The sequence below is a fragment of the Burkholderiales bacterium genome (assembly GCA_036262035.1).
In the GTDB taxonomy this organism is placed as follows: Bacteria; Pseudomonadota; Gammaproteobacteria; order Burkholderiales; family SG8-41; genus JAQGMV01.
The window spans coordinates 349,916-370,909 of sequence record DATAJS010000010.1 but is presented as its reverse complement, the minus strand read 5'-3'; the positions used below and the strand labels follow the sequence as shown (position 1 = coordinate 370,909).

18 protein-coding genes are annotated in these 20,994 nt (G+C 67.4%); 11 read left to right on the top strand and 7 right to left on the bottom strand.

What is annotated here, in order from left to right; translation table 11 throughout:
- Nucleotides 1–5 precede the first annotated feature (5 nt).
- From glyQ to lysA, 7 genes are read left to right on the top strand one after another with little or no spacing between them, the layout of a single operon-like run.
- Nucleotides 6–890, top strand: coding sequence for a glycine--tRNA ligase subunit alpha (glyQ, locus tag VHP37_09720; GenBank protein ID HEX2826611.1), 885 nt, complete (start codon nucleotides 6–8; stop codon nucleotides 888–890).
- Nucleotides 887–2,962: a glycine--tRNA ligase subunit beta gene (glyS, locus tag VHP37_09715; protein HEX2826610.1), complete on the top strand. Its 2,076-nt coding sequence runs from the start codon at nucleotides 887–889 to the stop codon at nucleotides 2,960–2,962. The genes glyQ and glyS overlap by 4 nt, the downstream gene beginning before the upstream one ends.
- On the top strand, nucleotides 2,959–3,492 hold the full coding sequence (gene gmhB / locus VHP37_09710) for a D-glycero-beta-D-manno-heptose 1,7-bisphosphate 7-phosphatase (protein HEX2826609.1): 534 nt from the start codon (nucleotides 2,959–2,961) through the stop codon (nucleotides 3,490–3,492). The genes glyS and gmhB overlap by 4 nt, the downstream gene beginning before the upstream one ends.
- Nucleotides 3,489–4,214: a lysophospholipid acyltransferase family protein gene (locus VHP37_09705; GenBank protein ID HEX2826608.1), complete on the top strand. Its 726-nt coding sequence runs from the start codon at nucleotides 3,489–3,491 to the stop codon at nucleotides 4,212–4,214. The genes gmhB and VHP37_09705 overlap by 4 nt, the downstream gene beginning before the upstream one ends.
- Nucleotides 4,201–4,962, top strand: coding sequence for a SprT family zinc-dependent metalloprotease (locus VHP37_09700; GenBank protein ID HEX2826607.1), 762 nt, complete (start codon nucleotides 4,201–4,203; stop codon nucleotides 4,960–4,962). Before VHP37_09705 ends, VHP37_09700 begins: the two co-directional genes overlap by 14 nt.
- Nucleotides 4,963–4,983: 21 nt before the next feature.
- Complete coding sequence (locus tag VHP37_09695) at nucleotides 4,984–5,148, top strand: lipoprotein (GenBank protein ID HEX2826606.1); 165 nt, start codon at nucleotides 4,984–4,986, stop codon at nucleotides 5,146–5,148.
- Nucleotides 5,145–6,395 carry a diaminopimelate decarboxylase gene (lysA, locus tag VHP37_09690; protein ID HEX2826605.1) on the top strand — a complete coding sequence of 417 codons (1,251 nt, stop codon included), beginning with the start codon at nucleotides 5,145–5,147 and terminating at the stop codon, nucleotides 6,393–6,395. The genes VHP37_09695 and lysA overlap by 4 nt, the downstream gene beginning before the upstream one ends.
- Nucleotides 6,396–6,985: 590 nt before the next feature.
- On the opposite strand, the gene VHP37_09685 is transcribed toward lysA, so the two are convergent.
- The 3 genes from VHP37_09685 to mgtE form a co-directional block, all read right to left on the bottom strand.
- On the bottom strand, nucleotides 6,986–7,747 hold the full coding sequence (locus tag VHP37_09685) for an anti-sigma factor (protein HEX2826604.1): 762 nt from the start codon (nucleotides 7,745–7,747) through the stop codon (nucleotides 6,986–6,988).
- A complete protein-coding gene (locus VHP37_09680; GenBank protein HEX2826603.1) occupies nucleotides 7,744–8,250 on the bottom strand; it encodes an RNA polymerase sigma factor in 507 nt (168 codons plus the stop codon). Before VHP37_09680 ends, VHP37_09685 begins: the two co-directional genes overlap by 4 nt.
- A 79-nt stretch (nucleotides 8,251–8,329) precedes the next feature.
- Complete coding sequence (gene mgtE / locus VHP37_09675) at nucleotides 8,330–9,766, bottom strand: magnesium transporter (protein HEX2826602.1); 1,437 nt, start codon at nucleotides 9,764–9,766, stop codon at nucleotides 8,330–8,332.
- Nucleotides 9,767–9,901: 135 nt separating this feature from the next.
- On the opposite strand from mgtE, the gene VHP37_09670 reads away from it, so the two are divergent.
- Complete coding sequence (locus tag VHP37_09670; protein HEX2826601.1) at nucleotides 9,902–12,040, top strand: tetratricopeptide repeat protein; 2,139 nt, start codon at nucleotides 9,902–9,904, stop codon at nucleotides 12,038–12,040.
- An 86-nt stretch (nucleotides 12,041–12,126) separates the two neighbouring features.
- Here VHP37_09670 and VHP37_09665 read toward each other — a convergent pair whose 3' ends face one another.
- Nucleotides 12,127–13,311 (bottom strand): porin, encoded by a 1,185-nt coding sequence (locus VHP37_09665; protein HEX2826600.1) that lies wholly within the window; start codon nucleotides 13,309–13,311, stop codon nucleotides 12,127–12,129.
- Between the two features lie 312 nt (nucleotides 13,312–13,623).
- Here VHP37_09665 and VHP37_09660 point away from each other — a divergent pair, with 312 nt between their 5' ends.
- From VHP37_09660 to VHP37_09650, 3 genes are read left to right on the top strand one after another with little or no spacing between them, the layout of a single operon-like run.
- Nucleotides 13,624–15,633, top strand: a complete 2,010-nt coding sequence (locus tag VHP37_09660) for a tetratricopeptide repeat protein (protein ID HEX2826599.1) — start codon at nucleotides 13,624–13,626, stop codon at nucleotides 15,631–15,633.
- 51 nt (nucleotides 15,634–15,684) lie between these two features.
- A complete protein-coding gene (locus VHP37_09655) occupies nucleotides 15,685–16,182 on the top strand; it encodes a hypothetical protein (GenBank protein HEX2826598.1) in 498 nt (165 codons plus the stop codon).
- A 53-nt stretch (nucleotides 16,183–16,235) separates the two neighbouring features.
- Nucleotides 16,236–18,140 (top strand): hypothetical protein, encoded by a 1,905-nt coding sequence (locus VHP37_09650; protein ID HEX2826597.1) that lies wholly within the window; start codon nucleotides 16,236–16,238, stop codon nucleotides 18,138–18,140.
- A gap of 12 nt (nucleotides 18,141–18,152) precedes the next feature.
- Here the strand turns inward: VHP37_09650 and VHP37_09645 are convergent, their stop codons facing one another.
- From VHP37_09645 to VHP37_09635, 3 genes are all read right to left on the bottom strand, one after another.
- Nucleotides 18,153–19,154, bottom strand: a complete 1,002-nt coding sequence (locus VHP37_09645) for an aldo/keto reductase (protein ID HEX2826596.1) — start codon at nucleotides 19,152–19,154, stop codon at nucleotides 18,153–18,155.
- 114 nt (nucleotides 19,155–19,268) lie between these two features.
- Entirely contained in the window at nucleotides 19,269–20,249 is a 981-nt protein-coding gene (locus VHP37_09640; protein ID HEX2826595.1) for a 2OG-Fe(II) oxygenase, read from the bottom strand.
- A gap of 29 nt (nucleotides 20,250–20,278) precedes the next feature.
- Nucleotides 20,279–20,965 (bottom strand): fumarylacetoacetate hydrolase family protein, encoded by a 687-nt coding sequence (locus VHP37_09635; protein ID HEX2826594.1) that lies wholly within the window; start codon nucleotides 20,963–20,965, stop codon nucleotides 20,279–20,281.
- Nucleotides 20,966–20,994: the final 29 nt, after the last annotated feature.

The following is a 20,994-nucleotide window of genomic DNA, read 5'->3' as shown; positions in this document are numbered from 1 at the left end:
CTCTTATGCTGACCTTTCAACAGATCATTCTGGCGCTCAACCAGTACTGGGACGCCCAAGGCTGTGCGCTCCTCCAGCCGTACGACATGGAAGTGGGCGCGGGCACGTTCCACACCGCGACGTTCCTGCGCTCGATCGGTCCCGAGCCCTGGAACGCCGCCTACGTTCAGCCTTCCCGACGTCCCAAGGACGGACGCTACGGCGACAACCCGAACCGGCTCCAGCATTACTACCAGTACCAGGTGGTGATGAAGCCGTCGCCCGACAACCTGCAGGACCTCTATCTCGGGTCCTTGCGCGAGCTCGGTATCGATCCGAAGGTGAACGACATCCGCTTCGTCGAGGACGACTGGGAATCGCCGACGCTGGGCGCGTGGGGCCTCGGCTGGGAAGTGTGGCTCAACGGCATGGAAGTCACGCAGTTCACGTATTTCCAGCAGGTCGGCGGCCTCGACTGCAAGCCGGTGCTCGGCGAGCTCACCTACGGCCTCGAGCGGCTCGCGATGTACCTGCAGGGCAAGGAGAGCGTGTACGACCTGGTCTGGGTCGACGGCGTCAGCTACGGCGACGTGTATCACCAGAACGAGGTCGAGCAGTCGAAGTACAACTTCGAAGCCGCGAACGTGCAGTGGCTGCTGACGCTCTTCGACGACTACGAGCGCGAAGCGAAGCGGCTCATCGAAAGCGGTCTGGTGCTGCCGGGCTACGAGATGGTGTTGAAGTGCTCGCACACCTTCAACCTGCTCGACGCGCGCGGCGCGATCTCGGTCACCGAGCGCGCGGCGTACATCGCGCGCGTACGCGCGCTCGCACGGCTCGTCGCGCAGGCCTATTACGATTCGCGTGAAGCGCTGGGCTTCCCGATGGTGAAACACAAGGAGCCGGCGTGAGCTCGACCACCCTCCTCGTCGAGATTCGCACCGAAGAGCTGCCGCCGAAAGCGCTCGCGCGACTCGGCCGCGCGTTCGCCGACGCGCTCGCCGCCGATCTCAAACGCGACGATTTCCTCGGGCCCGACAGCACGACGCGCTGGTACGCGACACCGCGCAGGCTCGCGGTTCAGATCGCGAACACGCTCGACGTCGCCCCGGACCGCGAGGTCGAGGTCGCGGGCCCTTCGGTCAAAGCCGGCCTCGACGCCGAAGGCAAGCCGACTCAGGCGCTGCTCGGCTTCGCGCGCAAGAACAATGTCGCGGTCGAAGCGCTGCAGCAGCGCGACACGCCGAAAGGGCGCGCGTTCTACTATCGCGCCCAGCAGAAGGGCAGCGACCTCGCATCGCAGCTCGCGGGCAAGGTCGCGGCGGCGCTGAAGGGCCTGCCCATCCCGAAAGTGATGCGCTGGGGCGCGGGCGACGCCGAATTCGTGCGGCCCGTGCACGGGCTGGTGATGATGCACGGCGATCGCGTCGTCCAGGGCTCGGTGCTCGGCATCGAAAGCGGCAACACGACGCTCGGTCACCGCTTCCTGAGCGAAGGGCCGGTGATCGTCGCCAACGCCGGCGATTACGAATCGGTTCTGCGCGATCGCGGCAGCGTCATCGCGTCGTTCGATGCGCGCAAGGCCGCGATCCGGGAAGCGCTCCAGAAGCAGGCCGGCGGCAAAGGCGCCCTCCTCGACGACGAAGCGCTCCTCGACGAAGTCTCAGCGCTCGTCGAGTTTCCGGTGGTGTACGAAGGCGGATTCAGCGCGGACTTCCTCGACGTGCCGCAGGAATGCCTGATCCTGTCGATGAAGCAGCATCAGAAGTACTTCCCGCTGGTCGCAAAGGACACGCAAAAGCTGCTGCCGCGGTTCCTCGTCGTGTCGAATTTGAAAACCGACGATCCCGCCAACATCGTCCGCGGCAACGAGCGCGTGCTGCGCGCGCGTCTCGCCGACGCGAAGTTCTTCTACGACCAGGACCGCAAAGTGCGGCTCGAAGAGCGCGTGCCTCAGCTCGGCGCGGTCGTGTACCACAACCGCCTCGGCAGCCAGCTCGAGCGCATCGAGCGCGTGCAGCTGCTCGCCGGCAAGTACGCCCGGGCGCTGGACGCCGATGCGGCGCTCGCCGAGCGTGGCGCGTGGCTCGCCAAGGCCGATCTCGTCACCGGCATGGTCGGCGAGTTTCCCGAGCTGCAGGGCATCATGGGGCGCTACTACGCGCTGCACGACGGCGAGCCGGCGCTCGTCGCCGACGCGGTCGAAGGACATTACCACCCGCGCTTCGCCGGCGATTCGCTGCCCGAATCGCGCGAGGCCTGCGCGGTCGCGCTGGCCGACAAGCTCGAAGCGCTCGCCGGCCTGTTCGGGATCGGCCAGCAGCCGACGGGCGACAAGGATCCCTATGCGCTGCGGCGCCAGGCGCTGGGCGTGATCCGCATCCTGTCCGAGCGCGCACTGCCGCTGTCGCTGACGGTCATCGTGCGCGACGCGTTCGGCGCGTTCGATCCGAAGCTCAAGGTGAAACCCGCGGAAGCCGAGCTCCTCGCGTTCTTCCACGACCGCATGCGCGGCTATTTCGTCGACGCCGGCTACGGCGCCACCGAAGTGGACGCGGTCCTCGCGCTGAAGCCCGATCGCGTCGACCTCATCCGCCTCCAGCTCGACGCGGTGACGATGTTCAACACGCTGCCCGAGGCGCCCAGCCTCGCGGCGGCGAACAAGCGCATCGGCAACATCCTCAAGAAAGCCGAGCGCGTGCCCGCCGATTTCCGGGCCGAGCTGCTCGTCGAGGCGCCCGAGAAGACGCTCGCGCAGGAGTTCGGGCAGGCCAAAGCCCGGGCCGACGCGCACTACGAGCGCCAGGACTATGCGGGCATGCTGAAGACGCTCGCCGCGCTCAAGGAACCCGTCGACGCGTTCTTCGACGGCGTCATGGTGATGGCAGACGACGTCAAGCTGCGCGACAACCGCATCGCGCTCCTCGCGCAGCTGCGCGACACCATGAACCGGATCGCGGACATCTCGCGCCTCGCGGTGTGAAGCTCGTCATCCTCGACCGCGACGGCGTCATCAACCACGACAGCGACAGCTTCATCAAGTCGCCCGCGGAGTGGCGCCCCATCCCGGGCAGTCTCGAAGCGATCGCGAAGCTCAATCGCGCCGGTTTCCACGTGGTGCTGGCGACCAACCAGTCGGGCGTCGGCCGCGGACTGTTCGAGGTTTCGACGCTGAACGCCATACACGACAAGATGCATCGTGCGCTCGCCCAGATCGGCGGCCGCGTCGACGCGATCTTCTTTTGCCCGCACTCGAACGACGCAGGCTGCAACTGCCGCAAGCCGCGCTCGGGGCTGTTCGACGAGATTGCCAGCCGCTTCAACGTCGACCTGCGAGGCGTGCCGAGCGTCGGAGACGCGCTGCGGGACCTGCAGGCGGCGGCCGCCGTGGGCGCGACGCCGATGCTGGTGCGCACCGGCAAAGGGCGCAGGACCGAGGAGGCGGGCGGCCTGCCGCAGGGAACGCAGATCTACGACGACCTCGCCGAAGCGGCGCGCGCCATCGCCCGATGATGGCGTGGCTGCGCTCGATCGCGTACGCGCTCGTGCAAATCGTGGTGACCGCGCCGTACTCGTTCATCGCGCTCGCCACGTTCCCCCTGCCTCCGCTCGCGCGCTATCGCGTGATCTCGCTGTGGTCGCGCTTCATGGTCTTCGCTGCTCGTGCGATCTGCGGCATCCGCTACCGCGTGATCGGCGCGGAGAACGTGCCGAGCACGCCGTCCATCATCCTGTCGAAGCACGAATCGGCGTGGGAGACGATGGCGCTGCAGCTCGTGTTTCCGCCGCAGGTCTGGGTGCTCAAGCGCGAGCTGCTGTGGATCCCGTTTCTGGGGTGGGGTCTCGCGATGCTCTCGCCGATCGCGATCGATCGCGCCGATCGGCGCCGGGCGTTGCGGCAGATGCTCGAGCAGGGCGTGGACCGTCTCAAGACCGGATTTTCCATCGTGGTGTTCCCTGAAGGCACGCGCAGCGCGCCCGGCGTCGCGGGCACGTACAAGGCCGGCGGCGCGCGGCTCGCCCTGCACACCGGAGCGCCGGTGGTGCCGGTGGCGCACAACGCCGGCGACTGCTGGCCGCGAAATTCTTTTCTCAAGCGCGCCGGAACGGTCACAATTAGCGTCGGGCCGGCATTCCGTCCGCACGCGGGCGAGCAGGCGCCCGACTTCATGAACCGCGTCGCGGAATGGATAGAGACCGAGACTCGACGGATCAGGCAGCATGAACCGCGTTAAACCCGGGCAGCTCGAGCTCCCGCTGCAGCACCGCCAGCAGCAGGTCGTCGGTCGCGCCCATCTCGCGCTCGAAGGACGCCTCGTCTCGTACACGATCAAGCGCAGCGCGCGGCGCCGCGCGATCTCGATCCTCGTCGACGAAGAAGGCTTGCGCGTCGGCGCGCCCTGGGAAGCGACGCACGGCTCGATCGAGCGGTTGCTCAAGCGCCACGCCGACTGGGTGTTGCGCAAGCTCGAGGAATGGCAGGTCCGCCGCGCCCCCGCAAGGCTATGGGCCGACGGCGAGACCCTGATGCTGCTCGGCAAGCCGTTCACGCTCGCGCTCGCGCCGGCGGAGAGCGCAGTGCGCATCGACGGCGAGAATCTCGTCGTCGGCACTGCCGCGTGCGGCCCCGCGGTCGCGCGCCACGTCCAGGACTGGCTGCATGCGCAGGCTCTGGCCTGCTTCCTCGAGCGCGTCGACCATTACCGCAAGCTGCTCGGCGTGCGGCCGTCTCCACAGGTGCACCTGTCGAGCGCGCGGACGCGGTGGGGAAGCTGCCACGTGAGCGGCCGCATCCATCTCAACTGGCGGCTCATACAGATGCCCGTGCACCTGCTCGATTACGTGGTCGCCCACGAGGTCGCGCACCTGATCGAGATGAACCACTCGCAGCGCTTCTGGCGCACCGTCGGCAAGCTCGTTCCCGACTACGCGTCGCGCCGCAAGGAGCTGCGCCGCGACGGTCATCGCTACCTGCTCCTCTGACGGAGCCCACCGATTCTCCGAATGCGCCTCATTTCAACGTTGGTCGTCGCCGCGCTGATCGCCGGCTGCGGGTTCAAAGGCCCGCTCTACCTGCCGCAGGACAAACCCGCTCCGTCCAAGCCGCCTGCGGCAAAGCCGGCGGCGAAGCCCGCGGTACCGACCGAAACACCCGTGGTACCCCAGTGAGCGTCTACCAGTACAAGCAACGCGAGCTTCACGTCGAGGACGTCGCGCTCTCGGAGATCGCCGAACGTGTCGGCACCCCTTGCTACGTCTATTCGCGGGCCGCGCTGACCGAGGCCTATCGCGCCTATGCCGAAGCCTTCGCATCGCGCGATCACCTCGTGTGCTATGCGGTCAAGGCGAACTCCAACCTCGCGGTCCTCGACGTTTTCGGGCGACTCGGCAGCGGCTTCGACATCGTTTCGGGCGGCGAGCTTGCGCGCGTGATCGCCGCAGGCGGCGATCCGGCGAAGGTCGTGTTCTCCGGCGTCGGCAAGACGTCCGACGAGATCCGTGCTGCGCTGCGTGCGGGCATCCTCTGCTTCAACGTCGAATCGGCAAGCGAGCTCGAGCGCCTGAACCGCATCGCGGGCGAGCTCGGCATGCGCGCTCCGATCAGCCTGCGGGTCAATCCGGACGTCGATGCGGGCACGCATCCCTATATCGCGACCGGGCTCAAGGAGAACAAGTTCGGCGTCTCGTACGCCGATGCGCCGGCGCTGTACGCGCGCGCGCGGTCTCTGCCGAACCTTCAGATCGAAGGCGTCGACTGCCACATCGGGTCACAGCTCACCGATCTGGCGCCCATCGCGGAAGCGCTCGGGAAGATCGCCGACCTCGTAGCACGCCTGGAACGCGACGGCATACCGCTGCGGCACATCGACGTCGGCGGCGGCGTCGGCATCCGATACCAGAGCGAGACTCCGCCTGCGATCCCCGAGTACGCGAAGGTGGTGCTCGAGGCTTTTCGCCACGATCGGCACAAGCTCCTCTTCGAGCCGGGCCGGGTCCTCGCCGGCAACGCGGGGGTGCTGCTCAGCCGGGTGGAGTACCTCAAGCGGGGCGAAGACCGCAGCTTCGCCATCGTCGACGCCGCGATGAACGACCTCGTGAGGCCCGCGCTCTACGAAGCGTGGCACGACGTGCTGCCGGTGAAGGAAGACAGCGGCGCAGCCGCCGACGTCTACGACATCGTGGGCCCGGTCTGCGAGACCGGAGACTTTCTCGCGCGCGCGAGAAGGCTCGCGGTGCACGAAGGCGATCTGCTCGCGGTCATGTCGGCCGGCGCATACGGCATGAGCATGGCCTCGAACTACAACACGCGTTCTCGCGCCGCCGAAGTGATGGTCGACGGTGACGTCTTCCACGTCGTTCGCAGCCGCGAAGGCATCGACGACCTCATCGCTCTCGAGCGTCGACTGCCTTCCTGAAACGACGAAGAGGCGATGCTTCATCGCCTCTTCGTCGTTCATCACCTCATCACCGCATCACTTCATCACGCGCGTAAGCGTCGATGTGTTGCGCTCAACACACACTCTTCATATGCAATCGTCAAATAGGCTTGACAAAGGTGTTGCTTTTTTTTTAGGCCCTAGCATAGAATTGGCGCACCACGCACGGTTTTTCCGAAAAATTTTTCGGGAGAACGATGGAAGAGACGACGGATACAACGTTCGAAAGATCGTGTGATGGGAGTGTGCGGAGTAACCAACGCACATGAGGCATGCCTAGGTTAACTTTTAAGGAGACTACAATGGCAGCGAAGAAAAAAGCCAAGAAGAAAGCAGCTAAGAAAAAAGCAGCGAAGAAGAAGTAGTAAGCAGTAAGCGGGGGCCGGGTAACCCCCGGCCCCCGCCTCCCCGCCTCCCGCAGTACCTCCGCAGTGCCCCCCGCAGTTCAGTTACCTCGGCAGATCTCCCGCCGGCATCGTTCGCGCGCCCAAAGAAACGGGCACGCTGCGTGCGGCCCGTGGCGCCTCTTATATAAGAAGCCGGGCTCCTTATATAAGGAACCGGAAGCCTCAGGGATTGAGCTGCTGGTAGACCGAAGTCGCGACGCGCAGGAGCTCGTCCTTCTCGATCTCGCCCGATAGCGCGAGACCGAGGCCGCGATCGATCCAGTAGAAGATGCGCACGTTGCCGTCCTGCGCGAAGCGGAAGGCGGTCTCGCGGCTGTGCTCGCGATTGCTGCGCACGTACAGCGTGAGCCGCTGGCCCTGCGCGTCCTGGTACATGAACTGCGCCGCAGGTCCCTGCTCGCCGGGCAGCAGACGGCCGCCGACCAGGCTGTAGCCGATGCCGCCGAGTTTCGGAATGCGCAGCGGAGCGCCGAGGCGCTTCGAGAGCCACGCGACGAGGTGGGCTTCCTGGTCCGCGCCGACTTCGACGGGATGCCGGACTTCCGGTGCGTAGACGACGTGGGCGACCGCGGCGCGCTTCGCCCATATCGGCGCAGCGGCGCGATCTTCGCGGGACTGTATGCCGTGTATCTGCCAGCCCGCGGCGCCGCCGAGCGCGAACCACAGCAACGCCGCCGCGTACTTGAGGCTTCGGTGCCACCGCGTGCGCGGTGCGCTGGTGCGGAACCGCTCGGGTACCGGCTCTTCGATCACCGGATCGTAGTGCGCCCTCAAGGCCTCGTTGAGCGCGCTGTAGCGCGCGACGCGCTCGGCGAGCTGCGGATCGGCCGCGACCTCGGCTTCGACATAGGCGCGCTGGGCCGCCGGCAGCTCACCGTCGAGGTAAGCGTGCAGATCGGCTTCGCTGACGTTGGGTCTGCTCATTTCACGACCTTCAGACCCGATACGGCCGATTCGCCGCCGAGCACGACGCGCAGACGATCGCGTCCGCGCGCGAGCCGCGACATCACGGTGCCTATCGGTATGCCGAGCGTGCGGGCGGTCTCCTCGTACGACATGCGCTCTACCGCGACGAGGAGCAGAACCTGCCGCTGCTCCAGCGACAGCTGCTGCAGCGCCGCGTCGATGTCGCGCACTTCGAGCATATCGGTCTGCGTCGGGCGCACCGGCGCCTCGGCGGCCTCGTCGAGGGGCACCGTGGCTGCCGCCATGCGGGAGCGGACCTGGTTCACGTGTACGTTGTGCATGATCGTAAAAAGCCACGCCCTCAGGTCGCTGCCGTCGCGCCAGAGGTGGAGCTTGTTCCACGCGCGCTCGAGCGTGTCCTGCACGAGGTCGTCGGCCGCGCTGCGCTCCCCGGTCAGGGCACGGGCGTAGCGGCGCAAGCGGGGGATCAGCTCGTGGACGCGTGCGCTGAACTCGTTCAAAAAGCCTTCCTTGAGCCGGTTTACCGCGAGCCAACAGAGCTTATGAAAACTTTATTCCAGTCCGGAATAGCGTAGTTCCTCAACGCACGAGGAATATCGTGGCAAGCCCCAGGAAGATGAAGAATCCGCCGCTGTCGGTGATGGCCGTGATCATGACGCTCGACCCCAGCGCGGGGTCGCGCCCCAGCTTTTCCATGAGCAGGGGAATGGCCACGCCCATGACTGCCGCGAGCAGCAGGTTGAGGAGCATCGCCGCCGTCATCACCAGGCCGAGCTGCCAGTTGTGGTAGATCAGGAACGCGAAGAGGCCCACGACGCTGCCCCAGATCAGGCCGTTCAGCACCGACACCCCGATCTCCTTCATGAAGAGCTTGCGGGCGTTGTCCCGGGTGATTTGTCCGATCGCGAGCGCGCGCACGATCATCGTGATCGTCTGGTTGCCCGAGTTTCCGCCGATGCCCGCGATGATGGGCATCAGCGCGGCGAGCGCGACGAGGTGCGCGATCGACTGCTCGAACACGCCGATCACGCGCGAGGCGATGAAAGCCGTGACGAGGTTCACCGCGAGCCACGTCCAGCGGTTCTTCACGCTCTTCCAGACCGAGGCGAAGAGGTCCTCGTCCTCGCGCAGGCCGCCGGCCGACAGCTTTTCGATGTCCTGCGCTTCCCGGATGAAGTCGACGATCGCGTTCACCGTCATGCGGCCGACGAGGCGCCTGTCGTCGTCGACCACCGGAGCCGAAACCAGGTCGTATCGTTCGAACGCCTTGGCCGCCTCCTCCGCGTTCTCGGCGGCGTTGAACTCGACGAACTCGTGCAGCATCACGTCCGAGACCAGCGTCTCGGGCGGAGTGACGAGGATGCGATTGACCGGCAGCAGCCCCTTGAGCGTCCCTTCGCGGTCGACGACGAAGAGCTGGTCGGTGTGATCGGGCATCTCGTCGAGCCGGCGCAGATAGCGCAGGACGACTTCGAGCGTCACGTCCTGGCGCACTTCGATCATGTCGAAGTCCATCAGCGCGCCCACCGAATCCTCCGCGTACGACATGGCGGCGCGCAGCTGCTCGCGCTCTTCGACGTCGAGCGACTTGAAGACGTCCTGTATGACTTCGCGCGGAAGATCGGGTGCGAGGTCCGCGATCTCGTCGGTGTCGAGCTGCCCGGTCGCGGCGACGAGCTCTTCCTCGTCCATGCTCTCGATGAGCGTCTCGCGCACCGCGTCGGACACTTCGAGCAGGATCTCGCCGTCGCGCTCGGCCTTGACGAGGTCCCAGACGATCAGGCGTTCGTCGAGCGGCAGCGCTTCGAGGATGTACGCGACGTCGGCGGGGTGGAGCCGCTCGAGCTCGCGCTGCAGGGTTTCCAAGTCGCGCGCGTGCACGAGGTTCTCGACGCGCTCGCGCGGCGGCCGGTGATCGCGCTGCGCGAGCTCCTCGTCTTCCCTGTGCCTGCGCAGCATCTCGGTGACCTGCTGCAGCAGCTGCTCCCGCAGATGGATAGTGTCCCGCTGTTCCATTGGAAGCGACTTCCCGCGACCGCCTTCGATACCCGGGTGCGGGTTTATGAAAAGCCGTGAAGGCCCGGTATTGTAAGTGCGAGGGTTCTTCGCGTATATAGGAGCGTCCCTTCGAGGCCGCGAGCCTCTCACCGAATGTCAGCCTCCGCACAGCGCAAGTTAAGTCAGGCCCATCAGCATCTCGCGAACGGCGACGCGCCGGCCGCGGCGCGCTTGTGCGAAGAGGTGCTGAGCCGCGCGCCGCGCAATCCGGATGCGCTGTGGATGCTCGGTGCGGCACGCCTGATGGCGGGCGATGCCAACGAAGCCGCTTCGCTGCTCGAGCGCGCGGTCGCCGCGGCGCCGGCGCACGGCGCGGCGCTCGAGCAGCTCGGCGTCGCACACTTCATGCGCGGCGATCACGCTGCGGCGGTGCGGGCGCTCACGTCCGCGGCGGCGATACCGGGCGCGCCACCCTCGGTGCTGATGCGCCTCGGCCACGCGCAAGGCACGCTGGGCAACTGGGCCGAAGCGCGGCAGGCGTTCGAAGCGGTCCTGCGGCGTCTGCCCGAAGATCCCGACACGCTGTACAACCTCGGCGTCGTCGACATGTCGCGCGGCGAAGCTGCGCTGGCGTGCGCGTGGTTCGAACGCGCGCTGTCGCGCGCGCCGGCACACATGGAAGCGCGCGAGCGGCTCGCCGCGGCGTACCTCGCGCTCGGACGCTACCCGCAGGCCGCGGCCGAGCTCGAGCGCGTCGTCGAATCTCAGCCCGCCAACGCGGACGCGACCGAAGCGCTCGCCGAGGCTGTCTTCCAGAAAGGCGACACGGACCGCGCGCTCGATCTCGCGCGCCGCGCGCTCGCCCTCGACGCAAAGCGCGCCGGGCCCTATATCCTCAGCGCCCAGATCCATCACGTGCGCGGCGATCTCGATCTCGCGGCCGCCTCGCTCGAAGCCGGCTACGCGAGCACCGGCGACGACCTCGCGCTCGCCACGCTCGTGCACGTCGCGCACCGTCAGTGCGACTTCGAGAAATGGTCGCCGCTGTGGGCACAGATGAAAGCGCGGTTGCCGACGTCCTCGCGCCTGGGCAGTCCGCTGTGGCTGCTTCCGGAGGACACCACGCCCGCGGAGCAGCTCGATTACACGCAGCGCTGGGTCGCGACGAGCTATCCGCCGACGGTCGCCGGACCGGCGCGGCGCCGCCGTGCACCGGACGAGCGCGTGCGCATCGGCTACTTCTCTGGTGATTTCCATCAGCATCCGGTGCCGTGCCTCGCGGTCGAGACCTTCGAGCTTCACGATCGCGAGCGGTTCGAAGTCTTCGCATACTCCTACGGACCGGACGACGGCAGCGCGATGCGCGCGCGCCTCGCCGGCGCCTTCGAGCATTTCGTCGACGTCGCCTGGGATCCGAACGACGCGGTCGAGAAGCGCATCCGCGAAGACGATCTCGACATCCTGATCGACATCAAGGGTTATACCGCGGGCGATCGCCTCGCGGTGATGGCGAAACGCCCGTGTGCGATACAGGTCGAATGGCTCGGCTATCCCGGGCCGATGGGTGCGCCGTTCATCGACTACGTGATCGCGGACGGGAATATCGTCCCGGCATCGGACGAGCGCTTTTACGCCGAGCGCGTCCTGCGCATGCCGCATTGCTATCAGGCGAACGACCGTAAGCGCGCCGCACCCGAGCCGCGCACGCGGGCGGAATACGGACTGCCGGACGACGCGTTCGTGCTCTGCTGCTTCAACCAATCGGTGAAGATCACTCCGCCGATTTACGAGCGCTGGCTGTCGCTGCTGCGCGCGCTGCCCGGCAGCGTGCTGTGGCTGCTCGACGACAATCGCTGGGCGAGCGCGAACCTGATCGCATACGCGGAAAGCCGCGGCGTCTCACGCGAGCGCGTGATCATCGCGCCGCGCGTGCCGGTGATCGAGCATCTCGCTCGTTATCGAGCGGCCGACCTCGCGCTCGACACGTTTCCGTACACCTCGCACACCACGGGCAGCGACGCGCTGTGGGAAGGTTGCCCGCTGGTCGCGTTGCGCGGGGCGACCTTCGCCGCGCGCGTGTCGGCGAGCCTCCTGCAAAGCTGCGGTCTCGACGATCTCGTCGCGGACACGCTCGAAGAGTACGAAGCGCTCGCGCTGCGCCTCGCGCGCGATGCGGATCTCATGCGGGCGACGCGCGCGAGACTCACCGCAGCGCGCGACTCGGCGCCGCTCTTCGACTCGCCCGCCTTCACGCGCGCGCTCGAAGCGCTGTATCTGAAAATCCTGGCGTAGAAACGAACAAGAGCCGCAAGCGGCTCTGGTGTGCGGGCAAAAAAAAACGGGCGCCGAAGCGCCCGTTTTCAACCCGACTACAGCGATTAGAACGTGTGGCGAACCGCGAACGCGAAGGCGTCCTCGTTCTGACCGTTCTGGATCGACGCGCCGAGGCCGCCGAGGCGGTAGCCGGCGTTGTTGTCGTTGTTCAGGCGAACGTAACCGGCGGTGAACTCGGTGCGCTTGCTGAACGTGTACACGTAGCGGATCTGGAACATGTCCGCGCCGGTGTCGTTGCCCGGAGCGGGACGATAGCCCGCGCCCGAAGCCGCGCCGCCGACGAACGAACCGTTGACGCCGGCGAAGCCCGCGGGACCGCTCATGTCACGCGCTTGCGTGAACGCGGCACGCAGACCGTGCGGTCCGACGATGTTCCAGTCCACGCCGACGTGCCAGGCTTTCGCCTTGACGTCACCCGCGACGGTGTCGAAGCGCTGCTCGGTGTACTGACCGCCGAAGCGCACCGGACCCCAGGTGTACGCCGCACCGACGTGCCAGCCGTTGTCCTTGCTGCTGTCCGGGCCGCCCGCGCCTGCGTAGTCGCGATGCTGCTCGAAACCGGCCGAGACGTACAGCGGGCCGGCCGAGTACTGGCCGCCGATCGACAGGACGCGCGGCTTGTTGTTCGTCGCCGCTTCGAGCGTGCCGGTCGACGGGCCCGACGACGTGAAGGCCGCCATCACCTGGAAGCCGGCGAACGTCGGGCTGTCGTAGGTGATCAGGTTGTTCTGGCGCTTCTTGAAGTTCAGGCGGTTCGCGCCGACGGCGTCGGTCGTCGAATCCGCGGTCAGCAGGAACGCGGTACCGAAGATGCCGGTGTCGTTGCCGCCGACGACGGTCGGGCTGATCGTGCGCTTGAACGGCGTGTCCCAGTTACCGATGAACACGTTACCGAAGCCGCCCTTGAAGCCGAGCGCGCTGTTACGGCCGCACCAGCCGTTCTGGCTCTGGCCGCGGGGATCGGCCGTGCTCGCGCACTGGAACCACGCCGACAGACCGCCGCCGAGCTTTTCCTCGCCCTTGAAGCCGATCTCGCTGCCGGGGGTCTGGATGAAGTCCGCGTTCGAACGCGAGGGGTTACCCGCAGCGCTCGAGTTGCCCTGATCGGCACGCACGGTGTATTCGACGTACAGCGTGCCGAACACCTGAACCGTGCTCGACTGGGCCAGGGCGACCGCGGGTGCGCCGAACGCGCCCGCCAGCGCTACCGCCAGCAATTTCTTCTGCATAACAATCTCCTGTGATGTGTTTTTCGACAACCGACGCGGCGGCGAGAGCTCCGACGCGTTTACTCCCCCTGAACGCGGAAGTTGAGCGCAGTATGCCAAGCGGCTTTAAGAGCCCTCAACAAGTTTGTGATTTTTCGGCCCGCTTTCGCGCCTGTTTGTTGCGTACCTGCAACAAAGCCCGACCGGGCGTCATGAGGCCCTCCGTACGAGTGGAACGGCGATATTTGCCGTCCGGCTCGGCGGGGCTTTTCTGCTATCCTGTTGTATCCGCGCAACACACTCCTTGAACCCAGGACAATACTCCACGCTTCAATGACTTACAGACCCTCGTCGGCGGCGCCGGACGTGCGTAATCGGCTGGAGGCCGGGCTCCAGGCGCACCGCGCGGGCGACCTTGGGCGCGCCGAAGCCCTGTATAGACAGGTCCTCGCGCTCGTCCCCGACCATCCCGACGCCCACAACCTTCTCGGCACCGCGCTGCTTCAGGCCGGCGCGGCCGACGCGGCGGTGATCCACCTGGAGAGAGCGGCCGCGGCGGTCCGCGACAACCCGCACGTGCTGGCGAACCTCGCCCAATGCCGGATCGCGCTCGGCCGCTACGAGGCGGCGTACGACGCTTTCCGCAAAGCCGGACGCCTCATGCCCGCCGAGATCCATTTCCAGATCGGGGCGGCGAGCGCGCTCGCGCTGGCCGGCAAGCTCGTCGACGCAGAAACGATCCTGCAGCGGCTCGCCAAGCGCGCGCCGAAATCGGCCGCGGTCTGGTTCAACCTCGGCACCGTCATGCGCGACCGCGCGCGGCGGCAGGAAGCGATCGACTGCTATGAGAAAGCGGTAGCGCTCGATCCCGCGATGGCCGATGCGCGCAACGCGCTCGGCAGCGCGCTGCACGCCAAGCTGCGCTTCGCCGAAGCCGAAACCCAGTACCGCGAGTGCATACGCCTCGAGCCCGACCATCTGCTCGCGCACTTCAATCTCGCCTCGGTGCTGATGGACCTGGGCCGGTTCGCGGAGAGCGAGCGCGCCGCCCGCGAATTCGCCGCGCGCATGCCGCAATCGGCCGACGCGCAGCGGCTGGTCGGCGCCTCGCTCGGCTTCCAGGGCCGCCACCTCGAGGCGCATGCGTGTTACGCGCACGCGGCCGCGCTCGATCCCGATTCGCCCAAGGCCGTCGAATCGATGGCGACCAGTCTCGCGGAGGTGGGGCGCACCCAGGAAGCGCTGCGCTGGTTCGCGCGGGCGCTCGCGCTTGCGCCCGATGCGCCGACGACGCGCCCGCTGCTCGCCGCGACGCTGCTCGCCGACGGCGCGATACACGAAGGCTGGCGCGAGTACCGGCATCGCCATGAAGCGCGCGTGTTCCGCGAAAGGAATCCGGACGTGCCGATCTCCCGGACGGCGCTCGGCGACGTGGCAGGCAAGCACATCTGCGTCATCGGCGAGCAGGGTCTCGGCGACGAGATCTTCTTCCTGCGTTACGCGCCGGCGATCGCCGCCCGCGGCGCCCGCCTCACCTATCGCGCCGGAGCGAAGCTGGTAAACCTGCTCGCGCGCAGCGGCGTGCTGTCGGAGGTCATTCCCGACACCGCCCCACTGCCGAGTGCCGATGCGTACGTGCTCGCGGCGGATCTTCCTCACGTCGGTGACGACTATCCGGCGAGCCCGCTGCGCCATCCGGCGCTCGCCCGAGCCGCGCTGCGCGAGCACGCACGCCGCATCGCGATCCACCTGCCGCCGGTGCCCGAGAGCCTGCGCATCGAGCCGTTGGCGGAGAAGCTCACAGCCGTTCGCGAACGCCTCGCGGCGCTCGGACCGCCGCCCTACATCGGCGTCACCTGGCGCGCCGGCACGCTGCCCGAAGAGCAGCGCTCGACGAACTGGGTGCTCTTCAAGTCGATCCCGATCGAACGCCTGGGCGCGGCGCTTTCGGGCGTCGACGGCACGCTGCTCTCGCTGCAGCGCGGCCCGCGCGCCGGCGAGATGGAGACGCTGTCGCGTGCCGCCGGCCGAGCGGTGCACGACCTGTCGGCGCTGAACGATGACCTCGAAGACATGCTCGCGCTCCTCGCCGTCACGGACGAGTACATCGGCGTGAGCAACACCAACATGCACCTCGCCGCGTGCGCCGGCCGCACCGCGCGCGTGCTGGTTCCGGCCCCCGCGGAATGGCGATGGATGCGCAACCGCGCGTCGTCGCCGTGGTTTCCGGGCTTTTCGATCTATCGCCAGACGCTGCAGGGCGACTGGGGCCCGGCGTTTAGCGCGCTCGAAAGCGACCTCGGGGGGAACCGCGCGCGATTCCCGCGCTCTGACGTCGTCTAATCTGCTATCGTCCGCGCCACCCGCGCGGCGCCGATCCACCGAGACTTTCGCTTGGCCGAGACCAAATCACCCCGCAGCTGTCAGCCGTGCACCGCGTGCTGCGACGGCTGGCTGCAGATCAACGTGAACGGCACGCCGGTCTTCCCGGGCCGGCCGTGTCCGCACAGCACCGGCAAGGGTTGCAACGACTACGCGAACCGGCCGGTCGACCCGTGCGTGCACTTCATCTGCGGCTGGCGCATGGACGGCAGCCCCCTGCCCGACTGGATGAAGCCGAACACCGCCAAGGTGGTCGTGCTCTTCGACCAGACGCGCTGGCGCGGCATGCCGGTCGACGTCGCGGTACCGGTCGGACGCCGCATTCCGCCGCGATCGCTCAAGTGGTTGATGGAATACGCCCAGACCTATCAACGCGCGCTGCTCTACTCCGAGCAGGTCGTCGACGACAAAGGCCGCTACACGAACCAGCAGGCGTTCCAGGCGTTCGGGCCGCCCGAGTTCCAGCAGGAGATGGCGGCGCTCGCCGCGAGCGGCCGGCGTCCGTGGTGAAGTGACGTGCGCGCGAGCGCGTACAATCCGGACCTTCATCGACCGGCTGCATCATGCTCTCCACCCCCTACATCGAAATCAAGCGCCTGCGTTCCATCGGCCGCTGCGAGGACGCGATCGCCGCGCTCGTCAAAGCGCCGCCGCGCGGCGACGAGGACGCCCTCGAAGCCGCGATCTGCCTGCTCGTCTGCGGCCAGCCCGATAACGCGATCCACGTCTCCCAGACCTACGGGTGGACGACCGACTGGGGCCGGCCGATCTCGGCGGCATTCGCGGCGGCGATCGCCGGCGGCGACGCCCTGCGCGGCCTCACGCTCGCGCGCACCGCCGCCGAAGTGCGTCCCGATTCGCCGGACGTGGCGGCGATCTATCTGCTGCTGCTGCAGAAGACCGGACAGATCGAGGAAGCGCAGCGTTACCTCGACCGGCGCTGGCAGGATCCGCCCATCGGCGAGACCTTCCTCCTGACGCTGATGGCCGAGATCGCGGCCGCGCAGCAGGAGTGGCGCCAGAGCTATCGCTACGCCTGCGGTGTGCTCGCGCTCGATCCCGACGACTATCGCGCGCTCATCGCGGCGAGCGTCGCGAGCTTCGAGGACGGCAACATCCACGAGGCGCTCGGCAAGGCGCGGCGCGCGCAGTCGCTGAACCCCGAGGCCGCGCCGGCGATCCTTCAGATCATGCGCTGCCAGAACAAGCTCGGCGACCACTACGCCGCGATCGCCGCATTCGACAAGCTCGCGGGCGCGGACGTCCAGCCGGAGTTTCACGTCGAGCTCGGGAAGGCTTACACCGGCCTGCACGATACGAAGCAGGCGATCGCGGCCCACCACGCGGCGCTCGCGATCGATCCGAATCTGACTGCAGCGGTTCGCAGTCTCGCGGCGATCCATGCGATGGCGGGCGACACGGCCGAGCTCGAAGCGCTGGCGACGCGCTTTCCGCAGACCTTCGGCGGCGACCCCGAATCGCTGTATTGGCGAGGGCTCGCGCGCCTGAGCCGCGGCGACGTCGACGGCGCCGAGCGCGACCTGCGCGAAGGCTACGTCGTTTCGGACCGGCGCGGCGACGCGCTCGACGCGGTGCCGTGGCCCGTACCCGAGCCGAGACTGCGCCACGATTACGAACAGCTCGATCTGCTCGCGCGGCGCGGCAAGCTCGACGTCGCCGGTCAGGATGCGCTGCGCGTGCTGAAGCGCTACGGCCGGCAGACCGCCGATACGAGCGCGACTTTCGCGCCCGCCGGCGGCGAAGGCGTGGCGCTGAGGCGCGCGCTCGGCGCTCACCACTACGTGCCGCAGCCAGCCTTCTCCGGCAAGGCGCTCGGCGCGAACGACTACACCGCGATCGAGGACACATATCTCTCGAAGCGGCTGGCGGTGATCGACGGCTTTCTTTCCCCGGAGGCATTGGCGGCGCTGCGCGAATACTGCGAAGAAGCGACGGTCTGGAAGAGCTACAACCGCCACGGCTACGTCGGCTCGCTCGTGGCGCTCGGCTTCTCGCCGCGCGTGCTGCTCGCGATCGCGGACGAGCTGAAGCGCGCCATGCCGCGGGTGATCGGCGACGCGCCGCTGCTGCAGGCGTGGGGCTACAAGTACGACCAGCGCCTCTCGGGCATCAACATGCACGCCGACTTCGCCAAGGTGAACGTGAACTTCTGGCTGACGCCGGACGATGCGTGTCTCGATCCGTCGAGCGGCGGGATGGTGGTCTACGACCTGCCGGTACCGAAGAGCTGGTCGTTCGCGGATTACAACAGCGATCCGTCGCGGCTCGCCACCTACGTCAAGCTGCACGGGGCGCAGCCGCTCACCGTCGCGCACCGCGCGAACCGCTGCGTCATCTTCGATTCGAGCCTCATCCACGTCACCGACCGCATGGTGTTCAAACCCGGCTACGAGAACCGGCGCGTCAACGTGACGCTGCTCTACGGGCAGGGACTCAACCTCGAATAGCCCGATCCCGGCTCAGATTCCCAACGCCTTGAGCTGCTTCTCCGGGTAGCGCGTTCCCGCAGTGACGTTCGGTGGAAAAGCCTGGGTGAGGCGCTCGATCTCGGCATGGGTCAGCGCGAGATTCCCCGCCGCGACGTTGTCTTCGAGGTACTTGCGCCGCTTGGTGCCGGGGATGGGCACGACGTCCGGCCCTTGCGCGAGCAGCCATGCGAGCGCGACTTGCGCCGGCGTCGCTTTCTTCGCGGCGGCGATCTCTTCGAGCGGCCGCAGCAGATCGGCGTTCTTCCCGATGTTCGACGCATCGAAGCGCGGGTGATCGCGCCGGCGGTCCTTAGGCAGCAGCGCGTCGAGCGTCTTGATCGTCGCGGTCAGGAAACCGCGGCCGAGCGGCGCGTAGGCCATGAAACCGATGCCGAGCTCGCGGCACTTCGGCAGCACGCCGCCCTCGACATCGCGGCTCCACAGCGAATACTCGGTCTCGACCGCCGTGATCGGATGCACCTTGTGTGCGCGCTCTATGGTCTGCGGCCCGGCTTCCGACAGCGCGAGGTAGCGCACCTTGCCCTGCTCGACGAGGCGCGACATCGCGCCGACGGTGTCCTCGATCGGCACCGTCGCATCGACGCGGTGCAGACCGTAGATGTCGATGCAGTCGACGCCGAGGCGCTTCAGGCTCTTCTCGCACGCCTGCGGCACCCAGTCGGGATGGCCGCCCGAGAGCGGGGGCGCGCCGCCGGCGTCGCCGCGTCCCGCGAGGGCGAGATTGCCGAACTTGGTGGCGACGAGAAAGCTCGAGCGCCGTCCCTTGATCGCCTTGCCGACGAGCTCCTCGTTGACGCCGTTGCCGTACGCGTCCGACGTGACGAGCAGGTTCGCGCCGAGGTCGAGCGCGCGCCGCATCGTCGCGATCGACTCCTCGTCGTTCGGCTCGCCGTAGCTGATCGACATGCCCATGCACCCGAGCCCGAGCGCGGGCACGTCGGGTCCGTTCTTACCGAGCTTTCGTTTGTCCACTCTTCCTCCCGAGAAACTTCAAGAGCTTTTTAACCGCCAAGGACGCCAAGGAACGCTTTCTGTCATTTCTGCCTTCCTTTGCGTCCTTTGCGTCCTTTGCGGTTCATTTGCTTTTCAAGCCACCGGCTGCGCTTTGCTTCTGATCCATTGCGAGAACAGCCACTTCTCGCCGCGCGTGGGCGGCAGGCCGGCGTGCAGGGTCGAAAGATCGCCCGCGCCGTTCGCCTTGACGTTCTCGAAGATCAGAGCGTCGCCGGCCGCGCCGCGGAACTTGAACGCGAGCTTGGGAAACTCGGTCTCGCCGGCGTCGAAATCGTCGTTGAGATAGACGAGGCAGGTCTTGATGCGCTGGCCTTTCACGCGCATCTGCTCCGCAAAGTTGGGCAGCTGCGGATGGAAGAAGTCGACGTGGGGCCGGTAGGCCTCGCCGATGGAGTAGTGCAGCACCTCGGCGGGCTCGAGCGCATCCGCGGCGACGCTCGCCGCATGCGCGATGCGGGCGCGCACGAGCTGGATGATGAAATCGGTCTCGATCAGCGAGAACACCGCTCCGGTGTTGCTGCGCATCGCGTCCACCCTGAGCGTGCCGCTGTTCGCGTCGAACACTTTCGCCTGTTGCAGCTTGGGCCGCGCGCGCTCGATGACGTAGGTGCACAGCGCCGAGGTCAGAAAACCCCGGCACGCCTGCAGGCGCGGGCTGTCGCGCAGCGCTTCGCGCCCGGCGCCCGCGATCCAGCGCTGCGCGTCCGGTGCGCTGCCGATGCCGATCTCGCCGAGCAGGCCGAGCTGCTTCACCGCCTGCGCATCGCGCAGCTCGCCCGCGCGCTGAAGCGCGACATATGCGTCCGGCCAGCTTTGCGCGCGTCCCACGCCCGCGGCGGCGAGCACCGCGACGTAGCTCCATGCGCCGGCGTCGCCCTGGCTCGCGGCCTCGGCGATCAGCGCGGCGCCGTCGACCGGCGAGAACGGCGCTTCGTTGCCGACGACGAGACGAGCCCCGAGCGCGGTCATCGCTCCGGGGTCGCCGGCGTACTTGGCGCGAACGAGAGCCTGGAATTCCGCGTCCGGCCCGGCTGCGGTTCGCGTCTCAGGCACGGTCGGCTGGCTCCCGTCGGTTCGTGATCCTACTTGTAGCCGATCGTGAGATCGCCGACGCCGTCGACGTGGCCTTCGAGCTTGTCGCCCGCCTTGACCGGTCCGACGCCCGCCGGGGTGCCCGACATGATGATGTCGCCGGCCCTGAGCGTGATCAGCTTGGAGAGATACGCGATGGTCTCGGGGACGTTCCAGATCATCTCGGCGAGATCGCCTTTCTGCGTGACCTTGCCGTTGACCTTCAGCCAGATCGCGCCTTTGTCCGGGTGACCGACCATGGCGACGGTCTTGAGCGGGGTGCACGGCGCCGAATTGTCGAACGCCTTGCCCATCTCCCACGGACGGCCCATCTTCTTGGCTTCGCCCTGGATGTCGCGGCGGGTCATGTCGAGGCCGACGCCGTAGCCGAAGACGTGGTCGAGCGCTTTCTCCACCGGGATGTCCGCGCCGCCCTTGCCGATCGCGACGATCATCTCGATCTCGTGGTGCAGGTCCTTGGTGATCTGCGGATAGGCGATCGTCGCCCCGCTCATGACGATCGCGTCGGCGGGCTTCATGAAGAAGAACGGCGGCTCGCGGTCGGGATCGTGGCCCATTTCCCGCGCGTGCTCGGCGTAGTTGCGGCCGACACAGTAGATGCGGCCGACCGGGAACGCCTGGTTGCTCTCGGCGACCGGCAGCGTGACCGGGCCCGGAAATTCGATGGCGTAACTCATGTTGCTCCTTCTCGATTGCAGCGGCCCGC